Source organism: Bacillus sp. AFS055030, assembly GCF_002574545.1.
Taxonomy (GTDB): domain Bacteria; phylum Bacillota; class Bacilli; order Bacillales; family Bacillaceae_G; genus Gottfriedia.
Genome location: NZ_NUGT01000009.1, coordinates 1 through 12,440 on the forward strand (window position 1 = coordinate 1; position 12,440 = coordinate 12,440).

At 31.9% G+C, this 12,440-nt stretch carries 16 protein-coding genes; 3 read left to right on the top strand and 13 right to left on the bottom strand.

The genetic code is table 11. The features are described from left to right. Nucleotides 1-160 precede the first annotated feature (160 nt). Nucleotides 161-253 (top strand): stressosome-associated protein Prli42, encoded by a 93-nt coding sequence (gene prli42 / locus CN925_RS21185; protein ID WP_180232822.1) that lies wholly within the window; start codon nucleotides 161-163, stop codon nucleotides 251-253. A gap of 58 nt (nucleotides 254-311) precedes the next feature. Here the strand turns inward: prli42 and CN925_RS03135 are convergent, their stop codons facing one another. After that, on the bottom strand, nucleotides 312-818 hold the full coding sequence (locus CN925_RS03135; protein WP_098844769.1) for a L,D-transpeptidase: 507 nt from the start codon (nucleotides 816-818) through the stop codon (nucleotides 312-314). 22 nt (nucleotides 819-840) lie between these two features. Then, complete coding sequence (locus tag CN925_RS03140; RefSeq protein WP_098844772.1) at nucleotides 841-1,800, bottom strand: aromatic acid exporter family protein; 960 nt, start codon at nucleotides 1,798-1,800, stop codon at nucleotides 841-843. A 243-nt stretch (nucleotides 1,801-2,043) separates the two neighbouring features. Here CN925_RS03140 and CN925_RS03145 point away from each other — a divergent pair, with 243 nt between their 5' ends. Next, nucleotides 2,044-2,568 carry an acyl-CoA thioesterase gene (locus CN925_RS03145; protein WP_098844775.1) on the top strand — a complete coding sequence of 175 codons (525 nt, stop codon included), beginning with the start codon at nucleotides 2,044-2,046 and terminating at the stop codon, nucleotides 2,566-2,568. A gap of 41 nt (nucleotides 2,569-2,609) precedes the next feature. Here the strand turns inward: CN925_RS03145 and CN925_RS03150 are convergent, their stop codons facing one another. From CN925_RS03150 to CN925_RS03180, 7 genes are all read right to left on the bottom strand, one after another. After that, on the bottom strand, nucleotides 2,610-4,160 hold the full coding sequence (locus tag CN925_RS03150) for a solute symporter family protein (protein WP_098844777.1): 1,551 nt from the start codon (nucleotides 4,158-4,160) through the stop codon (nucleotides 2,610-2,612). Nucleotides 4,161-4,174: 14 nt separating this feature from the next. Continuing rightward, entirely contained in the window at nucleotides 4,175-4,501 is a 327-nt protein-coding gene (locus CN925_RS03155) for a DUF485 domain-containing protein (RefSeq protein ID WP_098844780.1), read from the bottom strand. A gap of 326 nt (nucleotides 4,502-4,827) precedes the next feature. Beyond that, nucleotides 4,828-5,550, bottom strand: a complete 723-nt coding sequence (locus CN925_RS03160; protein ID WP_098844783.1) for an amino acid ABC transporter ATP-binding protein — start codon at nucleotides 5,548-5,550, stop codon at nucleotides 4,828-4,830. Next, nucleotides 5,543-6,202: an amino acid ABC transporter permease gene (locus tag CN925_RS03165; RefSeq protein ID WP_098844785.1), complete on the bottom strand. Its 660-nt coding sequence runs from the start codon at nucleotides 6,200-6,202 to the stop codon at nucleotides 5,543-5,545. The genes CN925_RS03160 and CN925_RS03165 overlap by 8 nt, the downstream gene beginning before the upstream one ends. A gap of 70 nt (nucleotides 6,203-6,272) precedes the next feature. After that, a complete protein-coding gene (locus tag CN925_RS03170) occupies nucleotides 6,273-7,613 on the bottom strand; it encodes an aspartate aminotransferase family protein (protein WP_098844788.1) in 1,341 nt (446 codons plus the stop codon). A gap of 81 nt (nucleotides 7,614-7,694) precedes the next feature. Beyond that, nucleotides 7,695-8,450, bottom strand: coding sequence for a transporter substrate-binding domain-containing protein (locus CN925_RS03175; protein WP_098844790.1), 756 nt, complete (start codon nucleotides 8,448-8,450; stop codon nucleotides 7,695-7,697). A 453-nt stretch (nucleotides 8,451-8,903) separates the two neighbouring features. Beyond that, nucleotides 8,904-9,386 (bottom strand): NUDIX hydrolase, encoded by a 483-nt coding sequence (locus CN925_RS03180; protein WP_286138252.1) that lies wholly within the window; start codon nucleotides 9,384-9,386, stop codon nucleotides 8,904-8,906. Between the two features lie 149 nt (nucleotides 9,387-9,535). On the opposite strand from CN925_RS03180, the gene CN925_RS03185 reads away from it, so the two are divergent. After that, nucleotides 9,536-9,730, top strand: coding sequence for a hypothetical protein (locus CN925_RS03185; RefSeq protein ID WP_098844792.1), 195 nt, complete (start codon nucleotides 9,536-9,538; stop codon nucleotides 9,728-9,730). 89 nt (nucleotides 9,731-9,819) lie between these two features. Here the strand turns inward: CN925_RS03185 and CN925_RS03190 are convergent, their stop codons facing one another. The 4 genes from CN925_RS03190 to CN925_RS03205 all read right to left on the bottom strand — a co-directional run bounded on the left by CN925_RS03190 (nucleotide 9,820) and on the right by CN925_RS03205 (nucleotide 12,396). Further along, complete coding sequence (locus tag CN925_RS03190; RefSeq protein WP_098844794.1) at nucleotides 9,820-10,257, bottom strand: BrxA/BrxB family bacilliredoxin; 438 nt, start codon at nucleotides 10,255-10,257, stop codon at nucleotides 9,820-9,822. A gap of 109 nt (nucleotides 10,258-10,366) precedes the next feature. After that, nucleotides 10,367-10,678, bottom strand: coding sequence for a hypothetical protein (locus CN925_RS03195; RefSeq protein ID WP_098844796.1), 312 nt, complete (start codon nucleotides 10,676-10,678; stop codon nucleotides 10,367-10,369). Between the two features lie 91 nt (nucleotides 10,679-10,769). After that, nucleotides 10,770-11,018 carry a hypothetical protein gene (locus CN925_RS03200; protein WP_098844799.1) on the bottom strand — a complete coding sequence of 83 codons (249 nt, stop codon included), beginning with the start codon at nucleotides 11,016-11,018 and terminating at the stop codon, nucleotides 10,770-10,772. Between the two features lie 127 nt (nucleotides 11,019-11,145). Next, complete coding sequence (locus tag CN925_RS03205; protein WP_098844801.1) at nucleotides 11,146-12,396, bottom strand: MDR family MFS transporter; 1,251 nt, start codon at nucleotides 12,394-12,396, stop codon at nucleotides 11,146-11,148. Nucleotides 12,397-12,440: the final 44 nt, after the last annotated feature.

Consider the following 12,440-nt stretch of genomic DNA (forward strand, 5'->3'; position numbering starts at 1 on the left):
GAGGCTGTTATGAGGAAGTAAAACAAAAAAAGCATGGAGTGATTAAACGAGAGGCTTAGACTGTAAAAATGATCCTACTTATGCTAAAATAGGACAACTATTGTATTAATCTAATCAATCATTAATAAATTGTAATTCTTTAGTATAAGGTGGTATTCATATGAGAAAGAAAACACAAAAAGTAGTCGTTATCATTATGTTAATATCAATGCTTGCTACTACTTTACTTGCGGGTATCGCTGCGATGTTGTAAAAGGAAAAAGAGGATTCATCATCAAGAACTTTTAGTTTTTAATGGTGAATCCTCTTTTTTATTTAATTGCACCTTGTTCACGAGCTAGTTTTTCAAATGATCTTGATGATGTTGTGATTAGTACTTTTGTTCCATATGGGATTTTATCAAAAAGTTCATTTACATCTTTTGTGTACATTCTTACACAACCATTTGAAATATATTTACCAATTGTTGAAGGGTCATTATTTCCATGAATACCATAAATCGAACCATCAGTACCTAATGCGTCAAAGCCAATCCATCTAGAACCTAGCGGATTTTTAGGATCCCCTCCTGGAATATTTTTTTTGCGCCAATATGGATTTTTGGCTTTATATGTAATGTTGAAAATACCTTCAGGAGTTAAATCAGCTGTTTTTCCAGTAGCAATTCGATAAATCTTTAGTACTTTACCATCTTCTATATAAGCTAAATTATTTACTTCTTTGTTAATGATAATAAATGGTTCTCCTACCTTTGGATTTTGTCCAAGTGGCCAAACAGGACCAATTACTAACAGTAGTGATAGAACTAGTTTAAACAATTATAGCAACTCCTTATTAATTTCACTTAGCGTATTTTCTCTTAGATTTTGATTTCATAATCAAAAAACTTTCCATTTCATTAATGATTGTTAATACCGCTGCTCTAGTTTCGAAATCATCAGATGTTTTTGGTAGCGGCATTGCACGAAACATATGATAGATTTCTTCCAACTGATATAAACTGATGGCTCCACTTATGATCGGATTTATTGAAAAACTTAAATCATTAAAAAATTTGGATAAGATAGTTGATTGTTCGTTACTTACTTTAATGTTACAAACCGTTTCAATAATTCGGCGAATAATTTCAAGTTGCCGCTCTCTTAATAAAAAGTATTCATAATCTTCATCATTCGAAGATTTAAAATAATGATTATCGATTTCTAATTTAGAAATTCTTTTCGCTTCTTGAAGCAATTTGACTGTTTCATCATATTCTTCCAAAAAACATTTATTAGCTGGTTCTTTTAAAAAAATAGAAATCTTTTCAAAAATAAAACAAAACTTAGAATCAATTTGTACTTTATAATTTTTTATTTGATCATCTAAACTAGGCATATATAAATTACAAAGCAAAGCTACTCCAATTCCTATTACAATGACAGTTAACTCATCTATTATTATTGGAACTGTCATTTTTTTCAGACCATAAATATGGAGCATAATAACTGCACTAGAAATGACCCCTTCTTGAATTTTAAGTTTTACTAAACTTGGAATAAAAAATAGTAGTAATAACCCAATCGCTAAAGGCGTAAAACCAAAAAGATGAAAGAAAAAAATACAAAAAAGGATGATCAGCACGCATGCAGAAAACCTTCTCAATGCCGTATCTAATGAACGCTTTTTGGTTGTTTGTATACATAATATGGTTATTATTCCAGCAGAGGCGTAAAAATGTACTCCTACTGATTGTGCGATAAAAATGGCAACCGCACTACCTAAAGCCGTTTTAACAATCCTCGAACCAATTCTAAACATAAGATCACCTATTATTTATGTTTTACTTTATGAGCTATTTGATTCATTGAATAGGATTACCTTAAGAAATGTTTAAGATTGATAAAAACAACAGTATCAAACTCCGCTTAAGCATTCTTTCAACCTTTACGTTCAAAGTTCCCATTTTCTCTTATCTCTAATAAAAATATTTCATCTCATAATTACGCTTAATATAAAATAGATTGGTAAAAATATCATTATTCTAATAAAAGGTGTGAATTTATGAGTTCAAAATATTGTCATGAATCACGTTCAGCTTTAGTTGTTCGGGTTTTCCCTACTGACTTAAACAATCACCAAACTTTATTTGGTGGAAAAATTCTTGCTGATATGGATATGACTGCTTCAATTACTGCTTCGAAACATTCGAGATTGAAATGTGTAACTGCTTCAATCGACCATGTAGACTTCCTACATCCTGTCACGGAAGAGGATTGTATCTCTTATGAATCCTTTGTAGTTGTTACAGGGACTTCATCTATGGTAATTTTCGTAAAGGCGATTGCAGAGAACTTGATTACAGGCGATCGCCGAGTTGCTGCTACTTCGTTTTTAACATTTGTTGGAATGAGAGATAATAAAACAGTACCTGTTCCATCTATCATTCTTGAAACCGAAGAAGAACGAGAACTTGCTGAAATAGCAAAAGCAAGAATTGAAAATCGTAAAAATAATAAATTAATCAGCAAAAACATTGAAACAATTATCTCTACCAAACCTTTAAAATTAAAACAAAATGATGAGTAAATAAAAAGAAACTGAGAAATTTCAGTTTCTTTTTCTAATTATTAATGTGTAGAAATACTAGATACCCCATGTCCAGTATTAGACTTAACGAGAATTTCATCAAATTTCGCTTCATTCTCTTTTTTACTTGAAAGAATTGTACCTAAATAAGCAGCTATGAATCCTAAAGGAATCGAGATAATCCCTGGATTTGTTAACGTTATTAATGGATCTCCAACAAAGATGGCTTTACCTTCAATTGGACTCCAAATATTTGGACTGATCGCAACTAAAATGATTGCGGAGATCAATCCAGTTAACATACCAGTAATAGCACCGGTCGTATTAAATCGTTTCCAATAAATTGTATAAAGGATGACTGGTAAGTTCGCACTTGCTGCAACTGCAAATGCTAAGGATACTAAAAAGGCAACATTTAATGTTTGTGCGAATATTGCAAGTAAGATTGAGATTAAAGCAACTCCAATTGAGGCATATCTTGCCATTGAAACTTGTTCTTTTTCAGTTGCTTTTCCTTGTTTTAATATTTCATTGTAAAAATCATGTGCAAAGGCAGATGCGGCAGTTAATACTAGTCCTGCTACTACCGCAAGTATAGTAGCAAATGCTACAGCTGAAACAAATGCAAATAAAAAGTTACCACCTAATGCTTCAGCTAAAAGTGGCGCCGCCATATTTCCTGCTGGATTTGCTTTTATGATCTCCGAATTTCCAACAAATGCAGCTGCCCCAAATCCAAGGAAAATCGTCATGATATAAAATGCTCCGATTAACCAAGTTGCGTAAACGACTGATTTTCGTGCCGTTTTCGCATCACGTACTGTAAAGAAACGCACCAGTATATGAGGTAATCCAGCCGTTCCTAGTACAAGTGCTAAATTTAGTGAAATTGTATCTATACCATTTGTGTATTTTACTCCTGGATTTAAAAACGAGTCTTTTAATGGAGTTGCCGTTCTCATTTGGCTAAACATTTCATTAATGTTGAAATTAAATTTAGCAAATACGATGATTGAAATAACGAGTGTACCAAGCATAAGAAGTATTGCCTTTACGATTTGAACCCAACTAGTAGCCCTCATACCTCCAAATATGACATAAACAGTCATTAATACACCTACTATTAAAACAGAAGTTGTATAATTAATTCCTAGTAATAATTTAATTAGTGCACCAGCCCCAACGAGTTGTGCAATCATATAAAAGATGGAAATCGTCATTGTATTTAATGCTGCTACCCCTCTTACTTTTCTTTGATCAAATCGCGCTGCAATCATATCTGCCAAAGTGTATTTTCCTAGATTTCGTAAAGGCTCTGCTACTAAATATAAAACAACTAAATATGCAACTAAAAATCCGATGCTATAGAAAAATCCATCGAATCCAGAAAGAGCAATCGCACCTGCAATGCCTAAAAAGGATGCTGCTGACATATAGTCACCTGCAATTGCAAATCCATTTTGCCATCCGGTCAATCCACCGCCTGCTGTATAAAAATCTTTCGCATCTTTTGTTTTTTTAGAAGCGAAATATGTAATAACTAGCGTTCCTAGTACGATTATTAAAAATAATGTAAATGCAGTCGTATTCAAATTTTTTCCCCTCCTTAATTTAACTTTTTCAATACCCCTTCTGCCATTTTGTCAAAAGATTCAGCTTTCTTACTGTAAATCATACATAATACCCATGTCATAACAAATTGGGCGAATGCAAACACCCAAGCCCATGTTACTTCCCCAATTGCTTTTGTATTTAGTGCTTTAGAATAAGAAGTCATTAATGGTAATGCAATGTAAAAACAAAAAAAGAATAGAGACATAGGTAAAATAAACTTTCTTTTTGCTCTTAGTAACTGTTTAAACTCTTGAGATTTTGCAACTTCCGAGTATTCGCTCTGACTTATACTCGTACTAGAATTTTTGTCCAATTCCATCATAATACTCTCCCTTCAAGTTTGTATTTCTTGAAAAAATAAAGATATTATTGCAATTAAAAAAATGAAAGAATATTCAGAAACTAAGTTAATTTTATTTCATTTTGATCCGCTTTAATAAATGTTTTCGATAGACAAGAATTAACAAGTTTTAATTAATAAAATTTTTTATGTAGAATTTGAATGCGTGCTGAAGTTGAAATACAAAAAACAACCGCTGACTTACAAACCTAAAACATATTTAGACAATTTCTAAGTAAACCACTGCATTTTTTGTCATAAAAAAAACCCTCTTTTCAGATGAAAAGTAGGGATTTTTTTATGAATTATAAAACTTTCTCTAAGAATAACTTTGCACGATTCGTTTTAGGTCTTGTAAATAATTCGATTGGAGTTGCATCTTCAACTAGATTTCCTTCGTCTAAGAATAGAATTCGATCCGCAACTTCCTTTGCAAAACCCATTTCATGTGTAACGATGACCATTGTCATTCCTGTATGTGCTAATGATTTCATTACTTCAAGTACTTCTTTTACCATCTCCGGATCTAATGCTGATGTTGGCTCATCAAATAACATTACTTTAGGTTCCATTGCAAGTGCTCTTGCTATTGCTACACGTTGTTTTTGACCACCTGAAAGTTTAGGAGGATATACATTTGCTTTTTCAAGAAGTCCAACTTTTTCAAGAAGCGCCTTTGCATTTTCTTCTGCTTTAGCCTTACTCATACCTTTTACATTCATCGGAGCATACGTAATATTTTCTAGAACCGTCATATGTGGGAACAAATGAAAATGTTGGAAAACCATCCCTACATCCTCACGAATTTTCATAATATTACTTTTAGGATTTGTGACTTCAATATCTTCCATCCAAATTTCACCTGAAGATGGAGTTTCTAATAAATTCATACAACGTAAAAATGTTGATTTACCAGAACCAGATGGGCCAATCACTGCAACCACAGATCCTTGTTCAATTGTAGTTGTTATTCCTTTTAATACATGCACATTTCCAAAGCTTTTATTTAAATTAGTAATTCTAATCATTTGTACGCATTCTCCTTTCAACAGATTTACCGAGTAGTGATAGTAGCATGATGATAATATAATAAACCGCACCTACAAAAAGAAGTGGTTCCATAAATGAGTAAGTTTCTCCACCTACTAAAAATGCTCTACGCATTAAATCAGATGCACCAATTACTGTGACGATTGCAGATTCTTTCGTTAATGTAATAAATTCGTTCATTAAAGCTGGTAAAATATTTTTAAATGCTTGTGGTAAAATGATTTTTGACATCATTTTACGATAAGGGATCCCAAGTGCAGAAGCAGCTTCCTGCTGACCTTTATCAACTGCTAGTATACCTGCACGTATAATTTCTGATACATACGCTCCTGAATTTAAACCAAAAGCTAAAACTGCTGCTGGAAACTTCTCAATATCAACACCTATTATTTGTGGTAGACCAAAATAAATAATCATTAATTGCAAAACCATCGGTGTTCCACGAAAAATTGATGTATAAAAGTCGGCGATTAAAACTAGCCATTTTGAACGACTAATTTTCATTAGAGCAAGTAGTATTGCTAATACTAGACCTAATATAATTGAACATAAAACTACAAGTAATGTTAATTTTAATCCGGATAATATATATGGTATTGAAGGGACAATTTGAGAAAAATCTAAATCCATATTGTAGTACTCCTTTGCTATTGTCATTTAATTTTTTTCGACAAATCCTATTTAGATAAAGAGCACTGGTTTAGAAACCAATGCCCTTTGTTTCAACTAATTCATATCCAATGGATTCTTCATATTCTGTTAATGCTTCATCTAAGATTGCTAAACCATCATCGATTTGACTCTTCGTAACTGTTAATGGTGGAATCATTCGAATTACCTCACTGTTGTTACCACAGAAGTAGAATAAAACACCTTTTTCCAAAGCAAGATCAAGAATTTTAAATAATCCATCACCATTTGGTTCTTTTGTAGCTGGATTAATGATTTCAATACCGATCATTAAACCGATAGAGCGAATGCTTCCAATTACCGGATGCTTTTCTTTTAATGCATTCAGTTTTTCTACTGCGTAAGCTCCTACTTCTTTTGTATTTTCTAAAAGCTTTTCTTCTTTAATAATATCTAAAACAGCCAGTGCAGCTGAACAAGCTATCGGATTTCCTCCAAATGTTGTTCCATGACTACCTAGTGGCCACTGTTTCATTAGTTCATTTGAAGCTACAGTTGCACTTAATGGAATACCATTTGCAATCCCTTTTGCAATTGCCATAATATCTGGTGTTACATCAAATGTATGTGCAGCAAACCAATCCCCTGTACGTCCAAATCCAGTTTGAACTTCATCAAAAATTAGTAAAATATTATTTTCATCACAGATTTCTCTTATTTTCTTTAACCAAGCTTTCGGTGGTACTATATATCCACCTTCACCTAGAACTGGCTCTACAATAACTGCAGCTACTTCTTCTGGAGTTACTTGATGATTAAATAAACGTTTAAAATCTTTTTCTAATTGCTCTACCACATATTGTTCTTCATCATATCCTTTGGGGCATTCTGAAACATTTGCATAAGGTATTTGATAAGAGCCTGTTGGTTGTAAAAATTTTCGATACTTACTTTTTGAAGTCGTAACACTTAATGCTCCCATCGAACGGCCATGGAAACAACCAATAAATGAAACAATATATGGACGTTTAGTAGCATGTTTAGCTAGCTTAATCGCCCCTTCAATCGCTTCAGTTCCACTATTACCAAAAAAGAAAGTATCTAAATTACCAGGAAGAATTTCAGCCAACTCATCTGCTAACTTTAAAATCGATTCGTAAATAATAACACCTGATGGACCATGAGCTAAAGAATCAGCGCCGTCTTTAATTGCTTGTACTACCTTTGGATGACGATGTCCAACATTTGTAGTAGCAATGCCAGATGTAAAGTCTAAGTATTCTTTACCATCTACACCATAGTAGTAACAGCCTTCTTCCTTAACTACCGGTAAGTTAGGATGATCCTTTGCCATGCTTGGTGCAAGACGTAAAGGCATTTTTTCTAATAAGTGACTCCAATCTCTCTCCATCAATAATTCCTCCCCTGAATGCAACAACCTTATCATTTTCTTTATCTTTTTAAACTATTAAAATATGTTCTCAATCACCAATTACTTCAATTCACCGAACCATTTTTTAACTAATTTATCAACAGTTCCATCTTCTTTTAATTCAGCTAGTGCTTTATCAAATTTAGGTGTCAATTTACTACCTTTAGGAAGCGCTACTGCTGAACCAGATTGTTCAAAGAACTCTTGCATTAATTTACCTTCCATTTCAGGTAATTTATTTAAATAGCCACTTGCTACAGATTGTTCGATCACAACTGCATCAAATCTACCAGCTTTTAATTCTTCCACCATTTCAGGAATACGATTACGGTTTTCAACTTTAAATCCAATTTTTTTAGAAACTTCAATTGCTTTTGTTTCTTGAATTGAACCAGCTTGTACACCGATTGTTTTTCCTTTTAAATCTTTAACACTTTTAATATTTGAATCTTTATTCACAACTATTTCATTTTGATCAGTGAAATATGGTTCAGTAAAATCTGCATTTTTCGCACGCTTAGGTGTCTTTTTCATACCTGCCATAATAAAATCTACCTTATCTGCATTCATCGCAGTAATTAATGAGTTAAAATCAATATCTTTTACTTTAATAGTGTATCCAGTTTTTTTACCAAGCTCTTTAGCTAAATCAACATCAAACCCGACTATTTTGTCATCTTTTGTGTCAATAAATTCATAAGGCTTATAATCCGCACTTGTTCCTAAGATTAAGGTTTTATCATCTGACTTATTACAAGCAGATAACATTCCAATTGATAATGCTGATGCAGCTAAAACTCCGACTAATTTTTTCATTAATGCTTCCCCCTAATTTTTTAAAAATTCAAACTTATTATTTATATTATGATTTTTAGTTTTCTATTAAACAACTATTTTTTTCGAATGAATAATTATTCTACAAAATGAATTTTAACACATACTAATAAATATGCAACTATATTTTTCAGTATTTCGACAAAAAAATTAGATATATCCTAATTTTACAAGGATATTATAAGAAATATCTTTTTATTAAAATTCATTATATTTATATATTTATTCATTAAGGTGAATAAAATCGTTGTTATTACACTTTTTCAATATTCCAAAAAATTTTCGACAAATCTCGCAACTCAATGTATTTTTACACTATCAAACAATCGTATCCACCTAATTTAAGCGCTTTTATTTTTATTCATAAAAAAAATACCATTGTGGAAATGGTATTTTTATAAAAATGTTTATATTATTCATTTATAAATTATTTTATTATATCAAAATCTCTTCTTTTATCACTACATCAATAACTGTATTCTCCTTATAATAAAAGGAATAGTGATGATTCTGATCATTATTTAATAGTATAGGAAGAAAATAAGGAATACATTCTCCTACCCCTTGATTTTTTTCATCTATTACCCAATCAATCTTTTTCCAATCTAAAATTCCTTCTTCTGTTTTTAAAGGTGTATCATATTTTAAGCTACTAGGAACCTCCGCCAGAAATACATACATTCCCCCGAAATCCACATCTTCTTCGTGCCAAGTCACTTTACCTTTATAAGTTAAATCGTTCAATTCAATATGTATGCCGGTTTCTTCTGCAATCTCTCTTTGAACTGATCTTTCGATTGTTTCCCCTTTTTCTATTTTTCCACCTACACCATTCCAAATTCCCATTGTAGGGGCGTTAAAACGATTTAACATTAATAGTTCATCATTTCGTTTGATAAAGCATAAAGTATATTTCACAAATTCCCACTTACCTTTCAAGCATTTTAGTAAATTCAATTAATTATGGCATAATTTTCTATTAATTTGTTTGTAAAATAACTTTACTAATTATTTAGAATATTTTAAAATTTAATCAATATATTAGTACTGTAAAGGAGAGGTGTGTTGTGGATCATTCAAATATTATCGATTTAAACCAATATCGAAAATTAAAAAAATATCGATTAGAATCCTTTGCTTTTCGAGTAAAATATGACGAAAAAGCATATAAAGATGCATTATTGTTATTAATTTTCACATGCTCTTTAGCAATATTATCTTTCTTTTTTATCTTTTATTTTATTTACAAAATAATTAATTAAAACGCTTTATTATAAATACAGTTTACATAATAATATTATGCATAAAAAAAGTACAAAAATTTATGNNCATAAATTTTTGTACTTTTTATTTAAATTTCTTCACAAAATTGATCGAAGTAATTTTGAAGTTTTTGAATAACTTGCATCGGATCATGACCTTCTATTTCATGACGCTCAACCATCGCAACAAGTTCACCGTCTTTTAAAAGTGCAAATGACGGAGATGATGGTGCTTTACCAGTAAAATATTCACGAGCTTTCGCAGTAGCTTCTTTATCTTGCCCTGCAAACACAGTTACTAATTGATCAGGTCTTGCATCATAGTGAACTGAGTGTGCTGCTGCTGGGCGAGCAATACCACCTGCACAACCACAAACTGAGTTTACCATTACAAGTGTAGTGCCTTTCTTTTCAAGCGCTTGTTCAACTTCCTCTGGTGTTTTTAACTCTGTATAACCAGCCGCTACGATTTCTTGACGTGCAGTATGGACAACATCATTCATAAAAAAATTAAAATTCATATTCATTTCATCTACTCCTTACATGCTTTTTCTCATCTTACCAATTTAGCGGCTATTAATTCAAGCTTTTAAACCTGCTAGTTTAATTATTTCAATTAATCTTTTAACGCCTTAATTATTCATTCACTAACTCTACGATTACATTCGGTAAATGAGCTAAAGTAGATATGGCGTATTGATAATCTTCATTTAGTTCTTCAACAACTCGTATAACAGTGACAAATGGATTTTTTACGACAAACTGATCAATCTTTTCCACATCTCCTGCAATAAATAAAACTTTTGCATCAATTTTATTTTTTAATCCGATTGAATGTAATTTTGATAATACATTTTTCATCAGCTCTTCTTCTTGCTCACTAGCACCTTCTAAAATGATACAGTCCCAACTTAATAATTTAAGCTGATCAAAAAGAAGTCCGTCCATATCTCTCCCTCCATATCGCTTGTTTATACAAATATATGAGGAAATGAACGAAAGCATACTTTTTTAGTATGAAATGATAAAACTCTAATACTTAAGCTTCTCCAATACCGAACGCCATTAGTAAAAAGAAAAAGAATACAAAGGATATACTATTTAAGACAGTGCCAAGAATGATATTTGTAAGCTTTTTTGAGAGGAATGCAAAAATTACCCCTGTTATTGATAAAACTAGGAAACAGAAAAGAAATATGCCCAGCTGTTTTGTATGACCTTCGATAAAAAGAGATAGTATTATACTTATACCAACCATCATCAAAGAAAGCCTACCATATTTATTCAAATAACTCCCCATCCTCGCTATTTTTATTCTTACATTAAATGTATCACAATTAGTTACTGGAAATGAATGGAAAGTTAATATTTAAAAGGAAGTACCATAAAAAAAAGAACGCCTTTAAAACGTTCTTTTAAGAATTAACTGTTAACTTTGTATCCGATCCAACCTTGACTTCTTTTCTTTTCTGAAAAAGTCGATTTACAAAAAACATCATTGGAAAACTGATAAAAGCGATTGCACTAATTATAACAAATCCACGGCCGCCATTTTCGTATCCAAAGTATGCTAATAAGCTTCCACCGAGCGCCGGGCCGAATACGAAACCAAGTTTTGAGAATCCCATTGCCCCAAAATAAGTTCCTTTTAATTCTTCAGGAGCTAGTTGATCGACAAAGACATCTGTAAATGTAAATGCAAATATTTCTCCTACAGTTAACACGATCATAACAATTGCTAATAAGAAAAAATTAGTAAATAACCCAAATCCAGCAACAGCTAGACTGACAATCACATTACCAATCATCATCGATACAGTAGGTGAAAAATTCTTCATCCTACTTACAATTGGGAATTGAAGTATTACTACCGTTACTGCATTGATTGTTGTTAAATACGCATACAATTTAACGCCATTATGAAACTGTGGTGCATTCGCAAAATATTGAGACATTGTTGAAAAGCTTTGGGAATAACCAAGACCATAAAAACAAATTGTTAGAATCGTTAAAGCAAAGATGATATCCTTCCGTAAAATTGAAAACGACGCCTTCATCGAAACTTTGTTAGTTGTTGAAGAAGATTTTCCATCTCCACTTTTATACTTAGATAACATAAATAATAATGTTAAACCATAAATAAAGTACACAATTCCAGATAACACAAATGGTAAAGTGCTTTTGGAACTTCCTAGATATAATCCAACTAGAGGGCCTACTGCAACCCCAACATTAATAGCAGCATACCGCAAATTAAAGACTAACAGTTTTGACTTCTCGTCAGTTAGATCAGAAAGTAATGCTCTTGAAGAAGGTTCGAAAAATGATGAACAAATATTTAAGATCGAGTTCAATACGAAAAACCAGGCAAATGAATTTCCTAGTCCAAAACCAACTAATGTAATAGACCATAAAAAAATACTCGATAATAAAATCGTTTTCCTTCCTAAACGGTCAGAAAGAGTTCCTCCAATAAAGCTGAAAAATACCCCTAAAAAAGATGAAACGGTTAGCATAAGCCCAACCATTGCAGGTGAAATCTGTTTAACTGAAGTTAAATAAATAGCTAAAAACGGCATACTTACTGTGCTAGCGAATCGAACGAATAATGTTCCAATCACAATATTCCAAGCAACAGGATGCACAGCCGATAAATTTTTAAACATCTTATCCCCCCTATTCCTCTAAGATGTCACATATTTGTAAATTA